The sequence below is a fragment of the Sorangium sp. So ce117 genome (assembly GCF_051524395.1).
GTDB classification, from domain to species: domain Bacteria; phylum Myxococcota_A; class Polyangia; order Polyangiales; family Polyangiaceae; genus Sorangium; species Sorangium cellulosum_B.
Window position 1 is genome coordinate 7,660,242 of record NZ_CP150309.1, and the last position, 25,015, is coordinate 7,685,256.

16 protein-coding genes are annotated in these 25,015 nt (G+C 72.4%); 7 read left to right on the plus strand and 9 right to left on the minus strand.

Features of this window, described 5'->3' with window-relative positions:
- Nucleotides 1-85: 85 nt before the first annotated feature.
- The 3 genes from WMF46_RS28575 to WMF46_RS28585 form a co-directional block, all read right to left on the minus strand.
- Entirely contained in the window at nucleotides 86-1,156 is a 1,071-nt protein-coding gene (locus tag WMF46_RS28575; RefSeq protein WP_437980095.1) for a type IV pilus twitching motility protein PilT, read from the minus strand.
- 1 nt (nucleotide 1,157) lies between these two features.
- Entirely contained in the window at nucleotides 1,158-3,002 is a 1,845-nt protein-coding gene (locus tag WMF46_RS28580; RefSeq protein ID WP_437980096.1) for a type IV pilus twitching motility protein PilT, read from the minus strand.
- Between the two features lie 220 nt (nucleotides 3,003-3,222).
- Nucleotides 3,223-3,741 carry a hypothetical protein gene (locus WMF46_RS28585; RefSeq protein ID WP_437980097.1) on the minus strand — a complete coding sequence of 173 codons (519 nt, stop codon included), beginning with the start codon at nucleotides 3,739-3,741 and terminating at the stop codon, nucleotides 3,223-3,225.
- A gap of 1,020 nt (nucleotides 3,742-4,761) precedes the next feature.
- Between WMF46_RS28585 and WMF46_RS28590 the strand changes: the two genes are divergently transcribed.
- From WMF46_RS28590 to WMF46_RS28615, 6 genes are all read left to right on the plus strand, one after another.
- The gene (locus tag WMF46_RS28590) at nucleotides 4,762-5,514 is read left to right on the plus strand and encodes a class I SAM-dependent methyltransferase (protein ID WP_437980098.1); all 753 of its coding nucleotides are present in this window, start codon (nucleotides 4,762-4,764) and stop codon (nucleotides 5,512-5,514) included.
- 100 nt (nucleotides 5,515-5,614) lie between these two features.
- Nucleotides 5,615-5,851, plus strand: coding sequence for a hypothetical protein (locus WMF46_RS28595; RefSeq protein WP_437542125.1), 237 nt, complete (start codon nucleotides 5,615-5,617; stop codon nucleotides 5,849-5,851).
- A 205-nt stretch (nucleotides 5,852-6,056) separates the two neighbouring features.
- On the plus strand, nucleotides 6,057-7,973 hold the full coding sequence (gene ilvD / locus WMF46_RS28600) for a dihydroxy-acid dehydratase (RefSeq protein WP_437980099.1): 1,917 nt from the start codon (nucleotides 6,057-6,059) through the stop codon (nucleotides 7,971-7,973).
- Between the two features lie 208 nt (nucleotides 7,974-8,181).
- Entirely contained in the window at nucleotides 8,182-9,558 is a 1,377-nt protein-coding gene (locus tag WMF46_RS28605; RefSeq protein WP_437980100.1) for a formylglycine-generating enzyme family protein, read from the plus strand.
- Between the two features lie 180 nt (nucleotides 9,559-9,738).
- Entirely contained in the window at nucleotides 9,739-10,749 is a 1,011-nt protein-coding gene (locus WMF46_RS28610) for an FAD-dependent oxidoreductase (RefSeq protein WP_437980101.1), read from the plus strand.
- Nucleotides 10,750-11,358: 609 nt separating this feature from the next.
- Complete coding sequence (locus WMF46_RS28615; protein ID WP_437980102.1) at nucleotides 11,359-12,468, plus strand: fatty acid desaturase; 1,110 nt, start codon at nucleotides 11,359-11,361, stop codon at nucleotides 12,466-12,468.
- A 180-nt stretch (nucleotides 12,469-12,648) separates the two neighbouring features.
- Here WMF46_RS28615 and WMF46_RS28620 read toward each other — a convergent pair whose 3' ends face one another.
- The 5 genes from WMF46_RS28620 to WMF46_RS28640 all read right to left on the minus strand — a co-directional run bounded on the left by WMF46_RS28620 (nucleotide 12,649) and on the right by WMF46_RS28640 (nucleotide 18,334).
- The gene (locus WMF46_RS28620; RefSeq protein ID WP_437980103.1) at nucleotides 12,649-14,307 is read right to left on the minus strand and encodes a hypothetical protein; all 1,659 of its coding nucleotides are present in this window, start codon (nucleotides 14,305-14,307) and stop codon (nucleotides 12,649-12,651) included.
- Between the two features lie 180 nt (nucleotides 14,308-14,487).
- Complete coding sequence (gene floA / locus WMF46_RS28625) at nucleotides 14,488-15,480, minus strand: flotillin-like protein FloA (RefSeq protein ID WP_437911741.1); 993 nt, start codon at nucleotides 15,478-15,480, stop codon at nucleotides 14,488-14,490.
- A gap of 50 nt (nucleotides 15,481-15,530) precedes the next feature.
- Nucleotides 15,531-16,004: an NfeD family protein gene (locus WMF46_RS28630; protein WP_437542139.1), complete on the minus strand. Its 474-nt coding sequence runs from the start codon at nucleotides 16,002-16,004 to the stop codon at nucleotides 15,531-15,533.
- Complete coding sequence (locus WMF46_RS28635; protein WP_437980104.1) at nucleotides 16,001-17,509, minus strand: NfeD family protein; 1,509 nt, start codon at nucleotides 17,507-17,509, stop codon at nucleotides 16,001-16,003. Before WMF46_RS28635 ends, WMF46_RS28630 begins: the two co-directional genes overlap by 4 nt.
- A 117-nt stretch (nucleotides 17,510-17,626) precedes the next feature.
- Entirely contained in the window at nucleotides 17,627-18,334 is a 708-nt protein-coding gene (locus WMF46_RS28640; protein WP_437980105.1) for an alpha/beta fold hydrolase, read from the minus strand.
- 436 nt (nucleotides 18,335-18,770) lie between these two features.
- On the opposite strand from WMF46_RS28640, the gene WMF46_RS28645 reads away from it, so the two are divergent.
- Entirely contained in the window at nucleotides 18,771-20,870 is a 2,100-nt protein-coding gene (locus WMF46_RS28645) for a hypothetical protein (RefSeq protein WP_437980106.1), read from the plus strand.
- Between the two features lie 134 nt (nucleotides 20,871-21,004).
- On the opposite strand, the gene WMF46_RS28650 is transcribed toward WMF46_RS28645, so the two are convergent.
- Entirely contained in the window at nucleotides 21,005-25,012 is a 4,008-nt protein-coding gene (locus tag WMF46_RS28650) for a protein kinase domain-containing protein (protein WP_437980107.1), read from the minus strand.
- Nucleotides 25,013-25,015 lie beyond the last annotated feature (3 nt).

Consider the following 25,015-nt stretch of genomic DNA (forward strand, 5'->3'; position numbering starts at 1 on the left):
GGATACGCGGCCCCTCGCTCGACCGTCAACGCACCGGTCAGCACGTTGACGGCGGTCGAGCGCGTCTCCGCGGCTCGACTCCGCGTCACGCCCCCTGCGCGTCGGGGAAGAGCTTCTGGAAGCTGTCCTTGTCGATCGCCTTCTCCAGCGCCGCCTGGACCGAGATGGTGTCCTTCTTGACGAGCCGCTCCAGCGCCATGTCCATCGTCTGCATGCCGGCGGAGCGGCCCGCCTGCATCAGGTTCGTGATCTGGAACGTCTTGCCCTCGCGGATCATCGCGGAGAGCGCGCTCGATCCGACGAGGATCTCGTGCGCGGCGACGCGGCCCGTGCCGTCCTTCGTGCGGAGCAGCTGCTGGGCGATGATCGCGGCGAGGCTCTCGGCGAGCATGCCGCGGACCTGGAGCTGCTCGTCGGCGGGAAACGCGTTGATGATACGGTCGATCGTCGCGGCGGCGCTGTTCGTGTGGACGGTGCCGAAGACGAGGACACCGAAGCTCGCGAGCTGCAAGGCGAGCTTCATGGTCTCGTTGGTCCGGAGCTCGCCGATCAGGATCACGTCGGCGTCCTCGCGCCCGGCGCTGCGGATCGCGCTCGCGAAGCTGCCCGCGTCGGGGCCGACCTCGCGGTGCGTGATCTGCGCCTTGATGGGGCTGTGCACGAACTCGACCGGATCCTCGATCGTGAGGACATGGCACGCGCGCGAGCGGTTGATGTGATCGATCATCGCCGCGAGCGTCGTGGACTTGCCGGAGCCGGTCGGCCCCGTGATCAAGATGAGGCCGCTCGTCCGCTCGGACAGCCGGCGGGCGATCTCGGGGCATCCGAGATCGTCGAGCGAGAGGATCTTGCTCGGGATGGTGCGGAAGACGGCCGCGAGCCCGGTGGTCTTGTAGAAGTAGTTCGCGCGGAAACGGGCCTTGTCCGCGTAGGAATAGGCGAAGTCGAGATCGAGCTCGTCGGCGATCCGCCGCGTCTCCTCGGGGGTCGTGATCTCGAAGAGGAGCGCCTCCATCTCGGCCGTGTCGAGGGGCGTGTCGCGCAGGGCGATGAGCTCGCCTCGGGCGCGCACGAGCGGCGGATAGCCGATGCCGAGGTGCAGATCGCTGCCCTTCCTGGAGAGCAGCTCGTCGAAGAGGCGATCGATCCGGGCCACGTTACGCTCCCTTCTTCCCGAAGAGCGCGCCCGCGCGCTCGAAGAGGCCCTTGCCCGCCTCCATGGGCGCGGACCTGGACGCGTCGGGCGCGGGGGCGGGCGGCCGCCTGTCCGGCGTGAGCATGGGCTGCCGCCTGCCGGCGAGGACAGCCTCGAGCTCGTCGGGGGCCTCCGCCACCTTGAGCGCGGCCTCGAGCGTGGTCTTGCCGGCGCGGACGAGCTCGGCCAGCGAGTCGTCCAGGCGGATGATCCCGAGGCCCTTCCCCCGCTGCTGGAGGCTCGGTATCTGGAACGTCTTGGAGTCGCGGATCAGGTTCCAGAGCGGGACGGAGCCGGGCAGGACCTCGGCGGCGGCGACCATGCGCTTGCCGCCCTCGCTCGGCAGGAGCCGCTGGCTGACGATGAGCCGGAGGCCGCCCGCGAGGGTGACGCGCACCTGCTGCTGATCGCCGGGCGGGAAGAGATCGATCAGCCGATCGATGGTCTTCGCCGCGCTCGGGGTGTTCATGGTGCCGAGGACGAGGTGGCCAGTCTCGCTCGCGGCCAGCGCCATGCGGACCGTCGCCGTGTCCCTGAGCTCGCCGACGACGATGACGTCGGGGTCCTCGCGCAGCGAGGCCTTGAGGGCGTTCTCGAAGGAGCGGGTGTGCGTGCCGACCTCGCGCTGGCTGATCATCGCCTTGCCGCGCGCATGGACGAACTCGACGGGATCCTCGACCGTGATGATGTGATGGCTGGTCTCGCGGTTCAGGATGTCGACGATCGCGGTGAGCGTCGTGGTCTTGCCGTGGCCCGTCGGCCCGGTGATCACGATGAGGCCCTGGTGGTGGCGGGTGGCGAGCCCGATGGCGTCGGGCAGGCCGAGCGACGCGAGGGTCGGGATGGTGCGCGCTATCAGCCGGAACGAGCCCTTGTACCCCTGCCGGTGGCGCGAGATGTTCACCCGGAAGCGGCCGAGCGCGCCGAGCTCCATGGCGAAATCGCAGGAGCCCTCGACCTCGAGCACCTGCGAGAGGCGCGGCGGGACGCGCGGCAAGAGGAGGGACTCGACGGCCACCGGGTCGAGCGGCTCGCCGTGCGGCATCAGCTCGCCAGCCACGCGCAGGAGCGGCGGGCGGCCGGCGACGAGGTGCAGATCGCTCGCGCCCTGATCGCGCGCCATGGCGAGCAGCCCGTCGAGCGCTGCCGCCGGCATCTCGGTGGAGGAGGACCGCGCGCGCCCGCCCGCTGCGGCCACGCGCGCGGCGGCGCGGGGCTCCGGGGACGGCGATGACGGGCGGGCGGCCGGCGCGGCGCGCTCGGCGGCCGGCGCGTCGTCGGCGCGCGCCTCGAAGCGGGCCACCGAGGGCCGGCTGGCGCGGGGCTCTGCAGGCGGCGGCGGAGAGCGGAGGTCGAGCGCGACCTCCGAGGAGCTCGTGCGCTTCGCGTCCTGCTCACGCGGCGGTGGGCGCTGCCCCTCCTCCGGCGCGAGGTGCTCCCGCATGGAGAGCTGCTGCGAGGGGCGCGCGGGAGGCGCGGCGGCCGAGGTCCCCGACGCGGCGGACGACTGCATCCGCGTCATGCGGGCGTGCACGAGGTCGCCCTGGCGCGCGGCGACGACGGAGATGGCGCCGATGCCCTCGATGCGGATGTGCCACTGCGACGGCTTCGCGCCGAGGGCCTCGATGTGGCGGCCGCCGCCGAGCGCGCTGAGGAGCATGAGGATGTCCTCCGTGGAGAGGGCGCCGGGATCGACGGCCTGGAAGGCGCCCGAGACCTTGACGCTGGGCATGCGCCCGGTGGCCACGGCGAACTCTGTCACCTCGGGGCGGTTCAGTTGCGAGAGCCAGGATCGAAGGGCGTTCATCGTCGTCGCTCGTCTCCGCAAGCCGACTCTATCAACGATGAGGCGCCGCGTTTCAAAATGTGGTGCAACGGCGGCGACATTCAGCCGCGGCGACCCGCGCCGGGCGGCCCCTGCGCCGACTCTCTCCCACTGTCCCCGCTCGCGGCGACCGCGCGGTCCTCTCGGAGCGGTGCGACCCGGCTCACGCCCGCGGCGTGCTCCGCCGCGACGCGGCGCCGGGCTACTGGATCGCGAGCTTGAGCCGAGCGCCCTTCACGAAGTGGCCAGGCGTCTTGCCCTTCTCGCCGGGAGGCGCCTGCTGCTCCGAGTCGATGGTGAGCTGCATGTTGCCGGTCGACTCGATCTTCTTCATGGTCACCCTGGCGATCTCGACCCATTTCGTGGATCTCGGTCCGCCGGGGTCCTCGACCTTGCGGAAGAGCACCGCCTTGGTCCCCGCGGCGACCGGCTTCTCGGTCGTGGAGACGAGCGGCAGAAGGGTCGCGACCTTCCCCGCGCGCGAGACCAGCCTCCCGTAGACCTCCACGGAGAAGGTGTCCCACTCGCTCGCGCCGGGGGCCGAGGCGGGCTCTGCCTTAGGCGCGCTCTCCGCGCCGGCAGCCGCCGCCGGCGGAGCCTGCCGCGGCGTGGGGGGGTGCTCTGCCGAGGCCGCGATCGGCGTGGCGGAGAGGAGCGCGGCCGCGCCCGCGGCGACGAGCGATCGCGAGCACCTGGAGAGCCAATCACCAACCGTCTTCATGCACCACGCTCCTTCGCTACTTCGACGTGATCCCACGACCCGCGCGAACTACGCAGGCTCGCGAACACCGCAGTTACAAAACTTCTCATCGTGACGCAAACTGACACCTTCCGCAACTCATTTCTCGATCTCGACGTCGTCTGCTCTCCGGTCGGTCATGGGCCGTTCGTCACACGCTCAGTCACATTCACATCCGTCATCATCGCGCATCATCGCGGGTGACCCGGCGCGGCCCGCATCACCGGCGCCAGGCTGCGCTCTCTCCCACGTCTCTCCCGCGCGCCGCGCAGCTTCACCTGCATCGTCGGGCGGCTCGTCAGCTTCTCTCCGCCCTGAGCGCTTGGGCGCGCCTCGCTCAGATTCCGGTGCTGGCCGCCTCGGCGAGGCCGACCGGGCTCCGGCTGCGCGGCGCACGAGGAGTGCGGCGCGGCTCGCCCGAGCTCACCTGGTCATCTGGCTTGCCTGTCGTTCTGGCTCGCCCGTCGTTCCGGCTGCCTGGTCGCCCGGCGTGACCGCCTGCCTGGGCTCTCCGGCTCGCCTCGCTGGTTCTCCGACAGGTCCATCAGCGCGCTTCGCGCGGCGCGCTCTCGAAGAGCGAAACACCCGCGCGAGCGACAGGCTGGCTCGGTCCAAGCCCGCCGTGCCTCATTCTCACCCGTCCGACGAAACCAGCTGCGCACAGCGACGCGATCTCTCCCTCTCCAACCTCGCTCCGGGAACCTTCCCGGTGCCATCCAACACCGCCGACCCGAAAATCGATGTCGGAGTAAGAGTCGCGTTCCAACCAAGATATCATGTCTTCGTCAAAGCAGAGCAGAAATTTTCGGACGCAGTTGATTCTGGTGCGCCCGCGTGCGTGCGTGTGTGACGCGTGCCGGCGCAGCGCGTACGCCCGGGCGTCCGAGCGTCCGAGCGTGATGCGTGCCGCGGCAGGTGTGCGCCGATCTGTCCATGCGTGCCGGCGCAGGCATGCGCCGGCGGGACCTGCCGCTGTAGGATGGCCGCGGAGGAACAGAGCCCATGCCCACGGTCGCCGATCACTACGACAAGCTCCTCGCCGAGCACTATTCAAGGATGTTCGGGGATCACGACGCCAAGGTCGCCGATCAGCGGGCGCTGTTCGAGCGCCTCGGCCTGCACGCGGGCTCGTCCGACGGTATGTCCGGCGGCTCTCCCGAGGCCATCGACCTCGGGTGCGGCTCCGGCTTTCAGTCCATCGCACTGGCGCAGCTCGGGTTCAGGGTGACGGCCGTGGACACCTCGGACAGGCTGCTCGCCGAGCTCGAGGCGCGCCGCGGGCCGCTCGCCGTCGAGATCGTGAGAGGGGATCTCCTTGACGCGCTGGAGCGCTCGGACACCCCCTGCGCGCTCGCCGTGTGCATGGGCGACACGCTCCCCCACCTCGGCAGCAAGTCGGACGTGGAGCGGATGTTCGCCGGCTGCGCCCGGAGACTCGCGCCCGGCGGCCATCTCGCGCTCACGTTCCGCGACCTCACCCGCGAGCTCGAAGGCGCCGACCGGTTCATCCCAGTCCACGACTCCGCGGATGTGATCATGACCTGTTTCCTCGAGTACGAACCCGAGACCGTCAAGGTGCACGACCTCGTTCACACGCGCGGCCGAGAGGACGGCCGGTGGACGCTGTCAGCGAGCTTCTATCGCAAGCTGCGCCTCTCCCCCGATTGGGTCTGCGACAGGCTCGACGCGGCAGGACTCCGCGTCATCCATCGCGAGATCGCGCGCGGCCTCGTCACCCTCGTCGCGCGCTCCTGAGCTGACGTGGGCCGGGATACGAACACCCATTCAAATACCTCCTATGGAGGTTGATGGCGCGGGCGACGCGGCGCTAACTTGATATGGGAGGATCAGACCCATGTCCGAGAGAGCGAGTCAGACAGGCACGAACGACGCGGGGCAAGCTGCGGTCGTCAACCGGCCGTCGCGGGATGAGGTCCAGGACCTGCGGCGAGAACGAGACGAGGCGCGCCAGCTCCTGGCCACGCTGGTCGTGGCGCTCAAGCGCGCGACGTTCCGGCACGGCAGCTACATCGACGGGCTGGGCGCCGCGATGGTCGCCGTGGATCGGTGGTCCAAGCCACGAGGCCGATGATCGAAGGGTCGGCCCCGGGCTGCGGTGACGCCCGGAGTCGCGGCCCATGCCCGAGAGACCTTCTGCGCGCCGCCTTGGCCGCTCGAACGACGTCGCCGCCCGTGGACGCAGCGCGCGGCGGTGGACGCAGCGGGCGCGGCGGTACCCAGGCGCCGGCCCCGCCTGCCGGCTAGGCGCGAAGGCCGGAACGGAGTAGGTTCCCGGCATGGCCGGATACCGCAGTCGTACATCCACCCAGGGGCGCAACATGGCAGGGGCGCGCGCGTTGTGGCGCGCCACCGGCATGAAGGACGCGGACTTCGAGAAGCCGATCGTCGCCATCGCCAACAGCTTCACGCAGTTCGTTCCGGGGCACGTCCACCTCCACGACGTCGGGCAGCGGGCGAAGAAGGTCATCGACGCCGCGGGCGGGTGGGGCGTCGAGTTCAACACCATCGCCATCGACGACGGCATCGCGATGGGCCACGCCGGCATGCTGTACTCGCTGCCGAGCCGGGAGCTCATCGCCGACAGCGTCGAGTACATGGTGAACGCGCACTGCGCCGACGCGCTCTTGTGCATCTCGAACTGCGACAAGATCACGCCCGGCATGCTCCTCGCCGCCATGCGGCTCAACATCCCGACCGTCTTCGTGTCGGGCGGCCCGATGGAGGCGGGCAAGCTCGTCGGGACCCACGACCGCGACGGCAAGCCGCTCATCCGGAAGCTCGACCTCATCGATCCGATGATCGCCGCGAGCGACGACAAGGTGACCGACGCGGATCTCGCCGCGATGGAGCGGTCCGCGTGCCCGACCTGCGGCTCGTGCTCCGGCATGTTCACGGCCAACAGCATGAACTGCCTCAACGAGGCGCTCGGCCTCGCGCTGCCCGGCAACGGCACGCTGCTGGCGACGCACGCGGCGCGCTGGGATCTCTTCGAGGCGGCGGCGAAGCGCGTCGTCGCGCTCGCGCAGCGGCACTACGTGGACGGCGACGCCTCGGTGCTGCCGCGGAGCATCGCGACGTTCGAGGCGTTCGAGAACGCGATGGCGCTCGACATCGCGATGGGCGGCTCGACGAACACGGTGCTCCACATCCTGGCGGTCGCCCGCGAGGCGCAGGTGGACTTCAAGATGGCGGACATCGACCGGATGTCGCGCAAGGTGCCCAACATCTGCAAGGTCGCGCCGTCGTCGCATCACCACGTCGAGGACGTGCACCGCGCGGGCGGCGTGCTGACGATCCTCGGCGAGCTCGACCGCGCGGGGCTCATCCACCGGCAGGCGGGCACGGTCCACGCGGGCACGCTGGGCGAGGCCATCGACGAGAACGACATCCGCCGCCCCACGGCGACGGCCGCCGCGAAGAAGCGCTCGCTCGCCGCGCCGGGCGGCGTGCCGACCACGGTCGCGTTCTCGCAAGACAAGTACTTCGCCGACACCGACGATGACGCCCAGAAGGGCTGCATCCGCGACGTCGACAACGCGTACAGCCGCGAAGGCGGGCTCGCCGTGCTCTACGGCAACATCGCGGTGGACGGCTGCATCGTGAAGACCGCCGGCGTCGATCCCGAGATCTGGAAGTTCGAGGGGCCCGCGCGGGTGTTCCAGTCGCAGGAGGCGGCGTGCGACGCGATCTGGGACAACCAGATCCGCTCGGGCGACGTTGTCGTGATCGTCTACGAGGGGCCGAAGGGCGGCCCCGGCATGCAGGAGATGCTCTATCCGACGTCGTTCCTGAAGGGGAAGGGCCTCGGGAAGGCGTGCGCCCTCATCACCGACGGCCGGTTCAGCGGCGGGACCTCGGGCCTGAGCATCGGGCACGTCTCGCCCGAGGCGGCCGAAGGCGGGACCATCGGGCTCATCGAGGAGGGCGACCGCATCCGGATCGACATCCCCGCCCGGACGATCGATGTCCTCGTCAGCGAGGCGGAGCTCGATCGCCGCCGCCGCGCCGCCGAGGCGCGCGGAGCCGATGCGTTCAGGCCGAACCGCGACCGGAAGGTCTCCCCTGCCCTGCGGGCTTACGCGCTGATGGCCACGAGCGCCGCCAACGGCGCAGTCCGCGACGTCGGCCAGATCGAGCCGAGCCGGCGCGCCGGGGACGGCGCGACCGCGACCGCCCCCGCGCAGCGCAAGTAACGGAGCTCCAGCCGCCGAGCCGCGCAGGCGAGGCGCGGACGAGGCCACAGCGCACGCAGCGCGGCGGCCGCCGTCGCTGGAACGGGTGGCCACCGCCCCGGCCACCCGGAGCGTTGCTGCGCCCGGCGCAGGTCGGGCGCAGCAACGCTCCGGGCCGGTACGGCATCCACCACGACGGGGGTGCGCCCGGTCGCGTATGATGCCGTACATGAGAAAATTGGCGCTCATCGTGGCCACCTCTCTCGTCTCGGGTTGCAGCCCGAAGGTGCGTGATTTCGCCGGTGACCACGACGTGGGGAGCGGTGGAAGCGGGGCAGGCGGCAGCAGCAGCGCCACCGCCAGCAGCAGTGACGCGACCACCGGCAGCGGCGTCAGCAGCAGCAGCGGCGCTAGCAGCAGCAGCGGCGCCAGCAGCAGCAGCGGCGCCAGCAGCAGCAGCGGCGGTGTGACGGATGGTTGCGTCGACCCGGTGGAGGACTGCCCGCCAGCGCAGAGCGCCTGCATGGAAGCGGTGTGCGGCGAGGGTGAGTGTGCGGAGCGGCCGAGGCCGGCGCGGACCCCCTGCGGGGCAGACGGCAGCGCGGAGTGTGATGGAACCGGGGACTGCGTGACGTGCGCGGGCGGCGTGCAGTGCGAGTGCGGGGAGCCGGGTTGCCCGAACACGTGCGGATCGACGGACGTGATGGTCATGCTTCCGAGCTGCGCGGGGGGCAGGCCGGGCGCCGGGGACAGCTGCGGGCCGGGCGACGCGAGCTGCTGCGGCAACAGGATGGTCCCCTGTGGCACTTTCCTGAGGGGCTACGACGGGACGCCGAGCACAGACGACGCGTTCCCCGCGGCCGTCAGCGACTTCCGCCTGGACAAGTACGAGATCACGGTGGGGCGATTCCGGGCGTTCGTGGATGCCGGGCAGGGCGTGCAGGAGAGGCCGCCGGCCATCGGGGCTGGCCGGCACCCCCACGTCAGCGGCAGCGGGTGGATCGCGGGGTGGAACACGCGGCTCGCGCCGAACACCGCGGCGCTCCGGGCGGCGCTGCAGTGCAACGGCGATCGCCTCTGGACGTGGACCGACGCCCCCGGGTCGAACGAGGAGCTGCCGATCAATTGCATCACCTGGTTCGAGGCGTTCGCGTTCTGCGCGTGGGACGGCGGCCGGCTGCCCTCCGAGGCGGAGTGGAACTATGCAGCTGCCGGTGGCGACGAGCATCGACCTTACCCCTGGGGCTCCGGGATCGACGGCGATCGCGCCTCCTACAACTGCACCGGGGATGGAAGCGCCGCCGGGGTTTGCGCGCTGAGCGACATCCTGCCGGTCGGGTCGAAGCCGCGTGGCGACGGGCGATGGGGGCACTCGGATCTGGCAGGGAATCTCTGGGAGTGGACGATGGACTGGTGGCGGGATGCGCTCCCCACGCCGTGCATCGACTGCGTGCATCGCGTGGACGGCGATCGCGACGCGACGCGGGTCACCCGCGGCGGGAGCTACCGCGCGCCGGCGACGGACGTGCGCGCAGGCAACCGCGACTTCAGTTATCCCATCGACCGCGTCAACAACATCGGCGCCCGCTGCGCACGCGGCATGTAGCTGAGGTGGGCGGAAACCGCTGTGGATCGGACGTCGCGGGACATCACGGGGCGTCGCGGGACACAGCGGGACGTCGCGGGACACAGCGGGACGTCGCGGGACACAGCGGGACGTCGCGGGACGTCGCGGGACGTCGCTGGACGTCCACGAGACCGGATTCGACGCCGGGCGTGGTGTGCGATGTCGACGCTGAGGCGCGGCGTGCTAGAGCGCGCGATCGTGGCGTCATCGCGGGGCCAGGCTCAAGGGCAGCAGATCACCGTCGTGGGCGCAGGGGTGATCGGGTTGACCACGGCGGTCGTCCTCCAGCGCGACGGCCACCGGGTGCAGGTGATCGCAGCGGCGCGCGGCGAGCGAACGACGTCCGCGGTCGCGGCGGCGCTGTGGCATCCCTTCCTGGCGAACCCGCCCGAGCGCGTCAACGCGTGGTCCTCGAGGAGCCTCGATGAACTCACGCGCATCGCGAACAAACACCCGGAGGCGGGCGTGGATCTCCTGACCGCCCGCGAGGCGGCGGACGACACGCGCGCGCCGTGGTGGGCTCCGAGCGCCCCGGACCTCGCGATCGAGCCTGGACCCCACCCGCTGGGCGCGCCGTACAGCCTGCGATTCACGGCGCCGCGCATCGAGCCATCGTTACACCTGCCCTGGCTGGAGGCGCAGCTCGACTGTCCAGTGCGCACCGAGAACGTGCGATCGCTCGCCGAGGTCGAGGGCGACTGCATCGTGAATTGCACCGGGCTCGGAGCGCGCGCGCTCACCGGCGACGGCGAGCTCATCGGCGTCTACGGCCAGGTGGCGATCGTCGAACCAGGCGAGATCCCCCCAGATGTCGCACTGGGTGATGAAAGGGACGAATCGGCGCTCGTTTATGTCATCCCAAGGCGTCGCGAGATCGTGATTGGCGGTTGTTTCATCCCGTCGCCCGATGATCGCCCTTTGACGCCTGATCCCGAGCTTGCTGACGCAATGCTCCAGCGGGTGCGCGCGGCCGGGCTCAAGCCGGGCCGCTTGCTCGGCTCACGCGCCGGGCTGCGCCCTTATCGGAGCACCGTGCGGGTCGAGCGTGAAGGCCGTGTGATCCACAACTACGGCCACGGCGGTTCCGGATACACGCTGGCATGGGGTTGTGCCCACGAGGTGAGCGCAATGCTACGGGACGGCAGCGCGTCGACATACGGCCATGTCTAGCGGAATGTGTCGAGCGCACTGTTTTGACGCATGCCATGTGGTCAGCGTCAGCGCGGCGCTCCGGGCCTGTTCCTCGAACAACGGCAGCGGCGCCAACGCAACGCCAACGCCGCTACGGGCCAACGCAAGCAGATGCAGGCGGACGACGTCATCGTAAACCGACGCAACGGTCGCAACGGTCGCAACGGTCGCAACGGTCGCAACGGTCGCAACGGTCGCAACGGTCGTAAGCGTCGTAACCGACGCAACCGTCGCAAACCGAAACAAACGACGCTGCTTCTGGAATCCAGCCAACCAGAAAGCCAAACGCAACGCTCCGAAAGTCCCGTTGTGCTCCTGTTGCTAGGCTGCTAGATTGAATTCGTGCTCGTCTGCGAGCGTCTCCCGCCTTCTCTCGCAGTGGGACCGCCCATGGCGCTCCTCTGTTCATCCGAGGGAATGGACGTGGACGGCCTCGCCCTGGAGGTCGCTAACCCCTGACGACCTGTCGGTGCCATCCCTGGAACGCGGTCCCGAGCGGTCGAACGTTCGTTTGCGCTTGATCCGGTGTCCACCGTTCGCTGTCACCAACGTGAAGATCCGAAGCTTCCCCCGGGAGTTTTGAGCGCCATGAACAACGACGAGAATCGACTCAGTCGTCCATCGGGGCGGCCAGCCGTCTGGAATTTCACGAGGAACAACGACGAGAAGTGCCCGAGCCGCCCCTCGGGCAGGCCGTCGGGGCGGCCCTCTGGCAGGCCGTCAGGGCGGCCCTCGGGCAGGCCGTCGGGGAGACCTTCCGGGCGACCGGCCCTCTGGAGCGTCCTCCCGCTCGACAGCGGCTTGCTGCAGACCCGGACGATCGAGTGGCCGACGGTGGCGCTCTTCGCGGGGTCGTGCGCCCTCTGGGCGACGGCCGTCACCGCGGGCATCGCGGGCTGGGTGTCGACCGTTCCGGCGGTGCTCGCAGCGGCGGTCGCCGCGTATGCCGCCTTCACGCCGATGCACGAGGCCTCGCATCGGTCTCTGGCGCGCTCCGCGCTGCTGAACGGCGTGATCGGGCGGCTGTCCGGGCTGCTGCTCGTGGCGCCGTTCCTGGCGGTGCGTCACTTCCACCTCGAGCATCACAAACACACGAACGAGGCGGACCGGGATCCCGACTACTGGAGTGGGCGCGGCCCGTGGTACCTCCTGCCGCTCCGCTGGGCGACACAGGATCTCCACTACTACTATCTATTTTTGCGCTCCTACCACGCGCAGAAGCGCGCGGAGCGGATCGAGACGGTCGCGTCGCTCGCGGCCATGCTCGCGCTCGTGGTGCTGGCCTTCGGGCTCGGCGTTGGTCAGCTCGCGCTCCTCTACTGGATCTTGCCGGCGCGGCTGGCGATCTTCTTCCTCGCGTTCGCCTTCGACTACCTGCCTCACTTCCCCCACGAGATCACGGCGACGCAGAACCGGTACAGCGCGACGCGCGCGGTCGACAGCGCGCTGTTCAACGTGCTGCTCTTCGGGCAGACGTATCACCTGATCCACCACCTCTACCCGGCCGTGCCGTTCTTCCGCTACCGGACCGTGTGGAAGCACCAGCGCGAGGAGCTCCTGAAGCTCCGCTCGGAGAGCATCCCCCCGCCGCGGGCGTCGTTGCCCCTGATCACGGCGGGCAGCCTCGCCGCGCCGCGGGCGCCCACGATCCAGACGGTTCACCCCACGCAGGGCGCGGCCGAGCTCGACGCCATCTGATCCGCGCCGCGCCCGCGCCACGGCGGTATCCGCCCACCTCAGCTACATGCCAAGCAGAGCGGCGGTCTCCCGCACAGGAGACGGGCCCAGATCGGCGTTTTCGGCGCGCAAGCGCACTCCCGTGCGCTGAGCACCGAAAACGTCGAGGTGGGCCCGTATCCGAAGCGGGTGACCGCCGCTCTAGAGGCGTGCGCGGCGGCGGGCGCGGAGCGCTCGCGGTGGGAGCAGGACCTCCCGGAAGAGCAGCGCCTCCGCCACGGCGCGGCGGTCCAGCGCGACGCTGGACGCGTCGAGGCGCGACCCGAACGCGTCGGGCCGTCGCTCGGCCGTGCCGAGCGCCGGGATCGCGGCGCGCGCCTTGATGAGGATCGACAGCGACTGCGCGGGCGCCTGATGCGCCGCCAGGACAGCGCCCGCGAGGAGCGCCCGGGCGTCGAGGACGGCGGGGACCCGGCCGGCGAGCAGCGCGTCGCGCGCGCGCGACGCCTCCTGGCGCTCGTGCGGGCCGTAGTCGAGCCCGCTGATGTCCTGCAGACCGAAGCCGGACAGGGCGGTGAGCGGGCCGGCATAGAGGCGCTCCACGATCCACGCGGCCATGGCGGCGAAGGGCGCCAGCGGGACGGGGCGAAAGGCGCCCCTCACGGGCAAGAGCAGGTCATCGAGGCTCACCTCGGCGTGGCGGCGCGCCCACGCCTCCCGCAGGGCGCGCGCGTCCTCGTTGAGCCCGCCCCGCTCGAGGACCATGCACCCGATGAGCACGCGCAGGTGCGGCGGAGGGTGCTCGTCATAACGCGCGCCGGTCACGTCCGTCTGGACGGCGATGGACGCGTACGGCTCGTCCTCCCGGAAGAACAGCTCGCTCATCGTGAGCACGTAGGCGGGGCCGAACATGAGCGTGCCGAAGACGTCACAGAAGATCTCCTCGAACCACACGCCGAACACCCGCCTGAGCGCGGGAGCCCCGATGCGATCGCCATCCGGCGCGAGCGGGCGCACCTGCTCGCCCCCCAGGCCGAGCTCGCGGCGCAGGGCCGGCTCGAGGCCGTCGACCGAGGCCAGGAAATCGTGGCCTATCTCGTGCGCGAGCGCCGGCCAGCGCAGCGGGGTCGAGAAGAAGTCGACAGGGAGGAAGATGGGCGCGATCGACGTCGGGATGAAGCCCGTCCAGATCGCGAGATCGAAATCCGTGAGCTGCGTGGCCGGCGCTCCGCTCCGGAGCGGCAGCCCCTCCGCCCGCGCGAACGCGATCACGGGGGCGTAGCAGGCGTCGGCGAGGGCGTCCGCGTCGCCGAGATCGGGCAGGAGCGACGGGTCGCGGCGCTGCCGCACGAGCGCCGCGATCTCGCCCACGACGAGCTCGATGCTGTCCGCCGCGGCCTCCGCCTCGCGCGCCGCGAGGCCCGCGTCGACGGCGGCGCGCAGGCGCCCGATCTCGTGCGGGACGGCCCCGAGGAGCACGTCCGTGAAGCGCCGGTTCGCCCGTTCGTGACGCACCACCTCGCCGAGCGCCGCGGCGCTCTGCTCGAGCTCGGCGAGCCGCAGGAGCACCACGCGCAGCCGGTCGGCGTCGGGCGCGCGCGGGGCGCCGAACGGCATCCCCGCCCACGGTGCAGCGCTCCCCGGCGCGACATCGACGGGCCCCGTATCGCTCCCCGGTGCGACGTCGACGAGCGCTGGTTCGCTCCGCGGGGCGTCTTCGCCGCCGGGCCGCGCCGCGGCACGCGCAGCGCGCTCGGCGCGCCTGGCTTGCAGGCTCCCGTACAGGCTCGCGAGCTTGACGATCGCCCAGATCACTCCGATGAGGACGCCGACGTATTTCTCGAGGTCGATGTCACGCATGGCGCCCGCCCAGCGTCGTCGGGGCGCGGCTCTGTGGCCGCGCGGCTCTCTGGCCGCGCAGAGCGCGGCGATAGCGCCCGGGGCGGGCCGAGCACCTCGGCCAGGACGAAGCGCCGCACGAGCGCGTCGCGGCGGCCGAGCCACGCGAGGAGCGGGCTCGGTGGGTCGCGCGGCGGCACCTCACGACTCCCCGGCGGGATCGGGCTTGCCCCCCGTGGTGCCGGCGATGCCCTGGCGCATCTCGGTGTCGGCGATGACGTTGCGCATGTTGTAGTAGTCCATGACGCCGAGCTTGCCCGTGCGGAGCGCCTCCGCGACGGCGAGCGGGATCGTCGACTCGGCCTCGACGAGCTTCGCCCGCATCTCCTGCGTCTTGGCCTTCATCTCCTGCTCCTGCGCGACCGCCAGCGCGCGGCGCGACTCCGCCCTGGCCTGCGCCACCTGCTTGTCCGCCTCGGCCTGCTCCGTCTGGAGCTTCGCGCCGATGTTGGAGCCGACGTCGACGTCGGCGATGTCGATGGAGAGGATCTCGAACGCCGTCCCCGCGTCGAGGCCCTTCTTGAGCACGTTCTTCGAGATGGTATCCGGGTTCTCGAGGACGTGTTTGTAGTCGTCGGCCGAGCCGATGGTCGAGACGACGCCCTCGCCGACGCGGGCCAGCACCGTCTGCTCGCCCGCGCCGCCGACGAGGCGCTCGATGTTGGCGCGCACGGTCACGCGCGCGATCGCGAGGAGCTGGATACCGTCCTTGGCCACGGCCGAGACCTTCGGGGTCTCGATGACGCGCGGGTTCACCGACATCGCCACCGCCTCGAGCACGTTGCGGCCGGCGAGATCGATCGCGGCCGCGCGCGAGAAATCGAGCTCCATCCCCGCCTTGCCGGCCGAGATGAGCGCGTTGACGACCGCCTCCACCCTGCCGCGGGCCAGGTAGTGGGCCTCGAGCATGTCGACGGACACCCCCTCGAGCCCCGCCTTCACGGCGCTGATCCGCGCGTTGACGATCTGGTCGGGCGGCACCCGGCGCAGGCGCATCGCGATGAGCGTGAGCATCGAGACCCCGGCGCCCGACGCCTGCGCGGCGACCCACAGCCGGAGCGGCACCATGTACAGCGTCGCGACGATGGCGACGAGCACGAGCCCGCCGATCACGATGACCGAGATGATCTCCATATCCCTCTCCACCCGTCCCTGTCCGTGAAGGGCCGCCTCTCGCGCGCTCTCTAGGGCTCGCGCGGCTCGACGACGACCCGATTCCCCTCCACGCTCGCGACCCGCACAGGCGTGCCAGCCTCCACGTAGAGGCCGTCGGTCACGACATCGACCGCGCGATCCTCGATCTCGACCGTGCCGGCGGGGCGGAGCGGCGTGAGCGCCCTGCCCTCCTTGCCGGCAAGCGCGGCGAGCCGCGCGTCCGGGCCACGCCCGCTCCGCTGGGTCTCCAGCAGCACCATCTTGCGGCCCACCGGCGTCCTCGGGACAGCCCAGAACAGGAGCCCCGTCACGCAGACGCCGGCGCCCAGGGCGAGCAGGCCGTAGCCGATCCCGAGGGCCGCCCATGCGAGCGCGACCGCGCCGAGCACGGCGGCGCCGCCGAGGAGCCCGACGAGGCCGACGCCGGGGATGACCAGCACCTCGATGGCGAGCAGCACGAGCCCCACCACGAGCAGCGCGACGACGAGCAGCGCGGGCGTCACGCTCCGCGCTCCTCGTCCGCGCCGCGCGCGGCCGCCCTCACGATGACCCGGCCCCCCTCCGCGCGGATCACCCGCACGCGGGCGCCGGCCTCGACGTAGCCGAGCTCCGAGAGCGCCTCCACGCGGCGGCCGTCGAGCGCGACCTTGCCCGAGGGGCGCAGATCGGTCGCGGCCGTGCCGAGCCGGTCCACGAGCGACGCGGGCGCCGCGGAGCCCTCGGGAGGTCCTCCGACGGCGACGCCGCGGATCGCCGCGTCGAGAACGAACCGCCGCCCGAAGCGCGTCCTCGGCGCGATGCGGGCGGCGCCCACGGCGAGCGCCGCCGTCGCCGCGAGCGAGCCGCACACCGAGGCGAGGGCGCGCGGCAGCCAACCGGCGTGCCAGGCGACGTCGACCGGCACGCGCTCGAGATCGAGGAGCGAAAGGAGGAGGGCGCTCGCCACGCACGCGGCGCCCGCGACCCCAGGGACGATGTGCCCCGGGACCAAGATCTCCACCGCGATGAGGATCGCGCCGACGGCGAAGAGCGCGAGCTCCTCCCAGCCGGCGAGCTTCACGACGTGGTGCCCGAAGAAGAACAGCGCGAGGCACGAGAGCCCTACGGCGAGCGAGATGCCGTGGCCCGGCGCATAGAGCTCGAGGAGGATACCGAGCATCCCGAGGGTCATGAGGACCCCGGAGAGCGTGGGATCCGAGAGGAAGCGCGCGAGCTCCTCGGCGAAGCTGGGGCGCGGGCGGATGATCTCCGCGGGCTGGGGGCGGCCCAGGGCGCCGAAGAGATCTGCCTCGCTGCCGGCCTGCACCTCGGCGACGCCCCACGCGAGCGCCTGCGCGCCGTCCAGCGTGAGCAGCTTCCCCTTCTCGTCGAGGCCGGGGACCTCCACGTCGGCGTCGACCATGGCCTCGGCGATGTCGCCGCGCCGCCCCTTGGCCTCCGCGGTCGCGCGCATCTCCTTCCGCATGTAGGACACGACCTTCTCGGCGACTGGCTTCATCTCGCCGCCCTCGCCGATCTGCACGGGCGTCGCCGCGCCGAGGGTGGCGCCGGGGGCGACCGCGATGACATCGCAGGCGAGCGAGATGAGCGCTCCGGCCGAGATCGCGCGCGGGTTGACCCAGCACACCGTGCGGACACGCGCCCGGAGCAGCGCGTCCCGGATGGCGAGCGCGGCGTCGATGCGGCCGCCGAGCGTGCTGATGTCGAGCACGAGGAGGTCGCCCTCCCCCTGGGCGGCGACGACGCGCTCCAGGAAGGGCGAGAGGCCGAGATCGATCGTCCCGGAGATCGCGACCACGGTGACCTTGCCCGCGCCGGGGATCGGCGGGAGCGGCCGCGGGCCCGGCGGCGCGGGGGCCCCGGCCGCGCCGCCCGGGCCCGCGGCGGGCGCCGCCGCCTCGCCGCGGGCGGGGAGGCACAGCGCCATCGTCGCGAGGAGCGCGAGCAGCGGGGTCGCGCGCCGCGCCCACCTCGCGGCCTGTTCCAGCAGGCGCCACAAACCAGTCAAGCCCCGCTCCCTGCTATGGCGGCTCGGCTCGCGCCGCGCGCCATGCTCCCTGAGGTTCACGCCGAAGAACGCCGGGACAAGGGTAGCGCATGGCGGCGCTCCACGACACCCCCCTGCTCAGGCTGCTCCGCCGCTGCCCGCCATGAACCTCGCCACCGCGTCCGCGAACTCGGCTGGTCGCTCCACGATCCAGTCGTGGCTTCCCTTCGAGGAGACGACAAGGGTCGAGTCGGGGATCGAGCGTTGGATGGCGAGGGCCGAGCCGATCGGCACCGTGAGATCGCGCGCGCCCCAGGCGAGCAGCGTCCTCACGCGCACGCGCGCCGCGTGGCCGCTCAGATCTGCGGTCGCGGCGATCCGCAGGAGGCTCAGCGCGCTCCGCGCGTGGAAGAGCAGGTTGTGGAGGAGAGCAGGCGCCCCCCGCGCGACGAAGCGAGGCGCCAGCAGCGCCTCGGCCGCGCGGGCGAGGACGAGCGAAAGCACCGAGCCCGGCGGGTCGAATCCGATGGAATCGACGAGCACGACCCCGGTGAGCCGCTCGGGGTGCAGCGCCGCGACGATCAGCGCCACGGCGCCAGACAGCGAGTGGCCGATCAGCGTGACGCGCTCGAGGCGCAACACCCGCAAGGCCTCGGCGACGCAGCGCGCATACCGCTCCAGGGTCCACGGCGCGCGCAGCCGCGAGGCGCGGCCCGAGCCGGGCAGCTCCAGGACGAGCACCCGCGCGCGGCGCGCCATCGCCTCGACCGCTGGCTGGTAGGTCGCGCCGTCGATCAGCATGCTGGGCAGAAGCACCGCGGGCTTGCCGGTGCCCGTCTCGGTCACATAAAGGATCTCGTCTCCGACCCGGATCTCACGCCCACGGCCTTCCGCCCGAGCCCCCCGCCTCGCCGCGGGGCCCGCGCAGACGGGCAGGATCTTCTCTCCTCGACCCGACCGGGGGACATACGAGCCGGCGACAAGGAGCGAGCGTCCGGCGCAGGATCCCGTCGTTCCGCTTCGTCGAACGCGCTTTCCCATGATCGGCGAGCCGTTGCCGGACGCGTGCCAGCGCGGGCTGGTTCGCCGCGGATTCGCCGCGGGGATCGCATGAAAACCTGGAAGGCCGTTGAGCCTGTCGCGCGCCGCGCTAAGCTCGTCGATACAGGCTTCGAGACGTGAATCTCCAGGCTGATTGAGGGCCAGCAGGCATGTCGCCGCGGGCCGAGAGCCGGACGGCGCCTGCTCGGACAACCAGCTCTTCTGGAATGACAGAGGCGATATGTTGAGGTTCCGCTCCACGTCCGGAGATCGGAAGATGGCCGAGCTCAGCGTCTCGGCGCTCTCCGTATCCGCTGCGATGTCCGTCCTCTCCCAGGGTGCATGGGGGACGGACGCGCCGCCCGCTGCGGAGGTCCAGTGGGCCTATGCGCTCGTCGCTGCGCTCGGGTATCTGCCAGCCGCGATCGAGATCGCCGCAGCCTCGCTGCGGCGGACGGGAATGTCGGTCGAGGCGTATTTGCGGAGGAACGCGGCGCAGCTGGATCCGGGGGGACCCGAGGGGGAGATCGTGGGTCAGGTGCTCGGCGACGCGCTGGAGTCGCTCGGCGAGGAGGCGCGCCGGGTGGTGCATGCGCTCGCCGTGCTGCCCGCGGCGGGCGTTCCGCTGGAGGTGGTCGCCGCCGCGGCGGGGAAGCCGGCGCCCTCCGCTGCGCGGCCGCTCCAGCTGCTCGTGCATGGGCGGGTGGTGTCGCTCGAGCAGGGCCCGCAGACCTTCACGATGACGCCCCCCGTGCGCGCCGCGGCCCGCGAGGACGCGGCGGCCGACGCGAGGCGCTGGGACGCGCTCCACCGGGGCTCGGCGGACGCGATGCAGGCGCTGCTCTTCTGGACGGCCGCGGCCGAGGGGCGGCCGGCGGCGGCGTCGCGCAGGCGCGTCGCCTGCGAGCTCTTCGCGGCCCTCGACCTCGCGCCGTTCCGGGACGGCGAGCGCGGCGCCGAGGTGCTGGCGCGGGCGCTCGTCGACGCCTGCACGGTGGTCGATCTCGGGCTCCCGGCCGAGCTCCAGCAGCGCTTGCTCGACGAGGCGGCGCGGCTCTCGGGCGACGCGCTCCCCGAGCTGCGCGAGCGCGCGCTCGCGGCGCTCGAGGGCGCGCGCCGCGCCGAGCTCGCGAGCAAGCGGCGCGGCACCTTCGGGACGCTCCGCGCGACGCCGGCCGCTCGCGAGCGCGGCCGCCCGGGTCACCGCGACGTGCTCCGCAAGGCGGTGCGCGCGAACGTGCAGCGCGCGGCGGCGCGGAGCTCGCCGCCGGCCGACGACGAGATCTTCTGTAACGCAAAGGAGCTGCTCGCGCGCGGCAACCGGCGCCTCGCCGAGGGCGCGCTCGAGGCCGCCGTGGCGGACTACGGCGAAGCGCTCGCCGGGTTCGAGGCGGCCATGCACGGGCGTGGCCAGGCGACGGCGCTCCTGCTCCGCGGCGACGTGCACCGGCGGCAGGGGGACATCGCGGCCGCCTCACGCGATCATGAGCGGGCGCTGTCGCTGTTCAGGGCGGCGTCCGACCGCGCCGGAGAGGCGATGGGGTTGCTCGCGCGCGGCAACCTCCGGCTCGACCAGGACGAACTGGCGGGGGCGGCGAGCGACTACGGGAGCGCGCTCACGCTCCTCAGGGCTTGCCGCGATCGCCTGGGCGAGGCCAACGTGCTGAAGGCGCAGGGCGATCTGTGTTTCAGGGAGGGGGACCTCGCGGGCGCCGCGCGCGCCTACGACCGCGCGCTCTACATCCTCGAGGGCGTGGAGGAGCGCGTCCTCAGCCAGCTGCGCTCGCCCCCGCCGAGCAGCCGCGATGAGCGTCGCGGGGCGAGCTCACGCGCCCGCGCCGCGCGCGAGGTGCTCGCGCAGCCCGATCTCCTCCGGGCGCTCGGGTGCGAGCAGACCCATGCGCGCACGTGGCAGGCCCGCGGCGACCTGCGCCTGCGAGAGCGGCAGACGGCGCTCGCGGCGCGCGACTATGGCAATGCGATCCTGCTGTACCGGGACAGCGGAGATCGCCGCGGCGAGGCCGCCGCGCTCAAGGCCCGCGGCGACCTGCGCCGCCAGCGGGGCGCGCTCCCGGGCGCGCAGCGCGACTACGAGGATGCGCTGCGGCTCTTCGAGGAGCTCGGGGACAGCGCGGGGCAGGCCGCGGTGCTCCACGCGCGCGCCGATCTGCGCTGCGAGCGGGGCGACACCGCCGGGGCGGCGCTCGATTATTCGAGGTCGCTCGCCCTGTTCGACGCGACGGGCGATCCCGCTGCGCATCCAAACGCCAAGGGCGCCGTCACGGGCGTCGCCCACCGCGAGGACCCACCGCGCCGCGCCGCGGCGGCTGCCCCGCGGTGAGTCGGCCAATGAATCCCGTCAATTTCTGCGAGCGCTGCGCGAAGCAACGAGCCACCTGGAGGCCTGTTTCTCGTACGCGTGGCGCTGAATCCGTGGGTCACGAGCCGGCGTGAGCGACTCATGGAGCATCCGGGCTAGCTCCCTCGCTGCCGCTCGAGCCGCTCCCGCATCATGTTGGGGATGCTCCCTGCTGCCTCGATCGCCCTCGCGAGCGCCGCGCTCGCCTCCGCGTGACAGCCTCGCCGAGACAGCGCGCGCGCCCGCGCCTCGATGACCTCGATCCGCTCCTGCCCCGCGGAGAACCGGGCAGACCGCGCCTCCAGCTCGTCCCACTCCTCGGCGCTCGCCTCCCGCGTCGCCAGGTCGATCATCGACCAGTGCACCTCTTCCGCGGGGGCCATCGCCGTGTCCTCGCGCCCCGCCGCGGCGGCCTTCGCCTGCTGAGCCCGGATCGCCTCGATGATCTCGCGCGCAGTGCTCTCCTCGCCGCGGTAGAGGAGCAGCCTCGCCAGGAGAAGACGCACCACCGGCCGCGCCTCCTCCCCGCGCTGCTGACGCTCCAGCGACACGGTCCGCTCCACGTGGGGCATGGCCGCGTCCAGGGCGCCCATCAGGTAAAGGGACTCGCCCAGGTTGAACTCGCTCACGAGCTCCAGCATCCCGAGGCCCAGCTGGCGCGAGATCGTGAGCAGACGGCAGAGGTCCGCGATCATCCCCGCGCTGTCCCCCTGGCAGGCTCTGAGCAGCGCCCGGCCGTTGATCGCCGGCCCGAGGTGCAGGAGATCGCCGCGCTCCTCGCACATTCGGATCGCCCGATTCAGCACCGCGCCTGCCTCGTCCAGCTTTCCTAGCCCCGGGTAGATGGTGCCCAGGAGGAGCAGCGACACCACGAGCGTCTCGTAGCCCTCGTCGCCCAGCCCCTCTGCCTGGGCCGCCGCGCGCTCGAACTGCTGCACCGACTCTTCCTCCCGGCTCTCACGCTTCAGCGAACGCGCCACCCCCATCGAGAGCCGTGCCGCCAGCGCGGGCGGCAGATCGCCCCGCGCGAGCCCCCTCGCCTCCTCCACGCGCTGCTTCGATCGGACGTAGTCGTCCATCCAGTCGAGCGCCGTGGCCTCGTCGAGCAGGAGCTCGATCTGCTCTATGACGTCGCCCTCCAGAGTCGCCATCGCGCGCGCGCGATCGAGATCGCCAAGCGCGTCGTGGTAGCGGCCCAGCCGGTAGCGCATCAGCCCCCGGCCCCGGTACGCCGTCCTCCGCCGTACCCCAGGCGCCTCGACAGGCTGCGCGAGCGCCCGGCTGTAGTAGAGCTCCGCCTCCACGTAGGCGTGCCGCGTCCGCGCCCGCTCGGCGAGCTCCAGGTAGGCCTCCTCCGCGACCGTCGCGAGCCCCGCCTCCGCCGCGTGGTGCGCGATCCTGAGCCGCCGCTGCTCCCGACCCTCGTGGGCCGCCTCGCGGTGGTGCTCGTACGCCGCCAGGTGGATCCGCCGCCGCTCGGCCGCAGCGACGTCCTGCGCGACCGCCTCCCGCACCAGCGCATGGCGGAAGCGCAGCCGGTCCTTCCGATCGCCGACCAGCACGCCCACCTTCAGCAACCGCTCGGTCCCGACGCGCGCATCGAGCGGGAAGGCCGCGCCGTCGCCGCGGAGATCCAGCTGGCGCAGCACGCCCGCGATCTCGTCGATCGACACCTCCGCGCCAAGCAGCGAGACGAGCCGCGCGTGCGCCCCGAGCGCCGGCCCGAGCGCCGCGATCTCCGCCTGCGCCAGCGGGTCGAGCGACGGCAGCACAGGGAGGCGATCGAGCTCGTCGGTCGCCAGGTACCACGCGTCGCCCCGCCGGTGCCGGCGCAGGATCCCCTCGCGCTTGAGCCCGTGCACGAGCTCCACGAGCAAGAGCGGCACCCGCTGCGAGCGCTCGAGCAGGCGATCGATCGCCGGCTCCGGCACGTCCCGCGCGGGCAGGAGCAGCCGCCGGCACAGCGCCCGCGCGCTCTCATCGTCCAGCGGCTCGAGCCGCAGGGCCTCGTGTCGCGCGGCGCGCTCGCCCCAGGAGGGGTGCGCCTCGGCGAACGCCGGGCGCCCCATCGCGCAGATCCACAGCGGCGTGGCCTCGTCCGCGAGCGCCGCGTACTCGAGCGCAGCGAGCGCCGCGTCATGAGCGAAGTGCGCGTCGTCGAGGAGGATGATCACGGGCGACGCGGACGCGCACTGGCGCAGGCACTCGCCCGCCGCCCGCACGCGCGCCGAGCGAAGCGCGCCGGGCGCGGCCCGGAGCGCCTCGAGCTCTGGAAAGATGTCGACGCCCGTCTGCTCGTCCACCCATCCGAGCGCCATCGCCAGCCCCAAGCGGAGCTCCTCGCCGAGCACGGCACCGAGCGACTCCGGGAGCGCCCCGCGGACGCCGCTCTCCGGTGGCTGCTCCGGCACGCAGAGCGCCTTGCGCACGAGCTCGTGGAGCGTCTCGTCCGAGGCGCCGCTCGTGGGCTCCTGCCCGCGCAGCTCGATGATCCGGGCGTGCGGCAGCCGCTCCCGGAGCTGCTTGCCGAGCTCGACGAAGAGGCGGCTCTTCCCGTGGCCGGGCCCGCCCGTCACCGAGACGACCGTGGGCTTCTTCATGCAGAGCGCCTCCTCGGCGCTCTGCGTGAGCTGCTCGAGGAGGTCGCGACGGCCGACGAACCCGCCGGGGCGCGTCGCGTCCCGCGACTGATCCTCGAGGCCCGGCGGGAGCTCGTCGCCCACTGCGGCGTGCGACGGCTCGGGGAGCGCGGCCGACGCCTCGGGCGTAAGGAAAGGCCCCAGCGGCCCGGCGGCGGACGGCCACCGCTCGGCGCGCGAGAAGAGCGGGCTCAGGAACCGCCGCGTCCCGTCCGGGCGCGCCTGGCTCGACACAGGCGCGAGATCGATGAGGACCCGCGTGCACACCCCGCGTCGCAGGAGCTCGTCGGCCGCCCGCTGCGCGCGGCGCGCGGGGCTCGCCGTCCCCTCCTGGCCGAAGACGGCCACGTAACGAGCGCCGGAGGCGTGCGCGAGCTCGCCGCCGAGCGCCAGGAGCCTGCGCTGCACCGCGATGCGATCGGCCGCGCTCTCGAAGAACAGGAGCCCCATCACGCGGCGCTCGATGCCGGCCACGGAGCGCGACCCCTCCGGCGCGCTCGCCGCGACCTCGTCCCGGAGCGCGCGCTCCAGCGCCACGCGGAGCTCGCTCGCGCTCGCGAACCGCTCGCTCCGTTCCTTGGCGAGGCAGCGGTGCACCACCTCCTCGACCGCCCGCGGCACGGCCGCGCTGGCCGACAGGCGCGGCGGCCTGCGGCTCCGATGGTCCTCCAGCACCGCCGCGCGCGGCCCCCAGAACGGGGGCCGGCCCGCGAAGAGCTCGTACAGGATGACGCCCATCGCGTAGATGTCGGCGCGCGCGTCGAGATCGGGCCACCCGGCCGACTGCTCCGGCGCCATGTACTCGGCCGTCCCCACGGCGAGGTCCTCGTCCTGCCCGTCGTAGCGCCACCCCACGACGCGGGCGATGCCGAGGTCGATGAGCGTCGCCTTCGCCTCATCGACGAGGATGTTCTCGGGCTTGAGGTCGCAGTGCACGTAGCCGCGCGCGTGCACGGCCTCGAGGGTCGCGAGCGTCGCGAGCCCGAGCCGGGCGGCCTCCTCGAGCTGCGGCGCGGGGCGCGCCGCGAGGCGGGAGGCGAGCGTGGGCGCGGCGATGCGCTCGATCACCACGTAGGGCGAGCCGTCGTCCAGCGCCCCCCATGCGTGCACGCCCGGCACGTGGGGGGCGCCGATGGCCGAGAGCGCCTCGACCTCACCCCGGAGGCGCTGGGCGGCGCCGCGGCGATCGGCGCGCGCGAGCTTGATGGCCACGCGCGCGCCGCCGCCCTCCGGCTCGGCCTCGAAGACGAGGCCGAAGCCGCCCTGCCCCAGCGTCCTGCGGGTCCAGTAGCCGGGGAAACGAGGCAAAGCGACGGGTACGACCTCCGTGATCTCCGGAGGGATCGACGACTGGCCAGACGGCGTCCTAGCGGACTGCGCGCACTCGGGGCACGCGCCCTGGTTCCGCCGCCCGCAGGCCGGACAGCGCCCCGCTTCCCGGGTCGCCCGTTCCGGCTCCGCATCTCGCAGGGCTTCCGAGCCCATTCA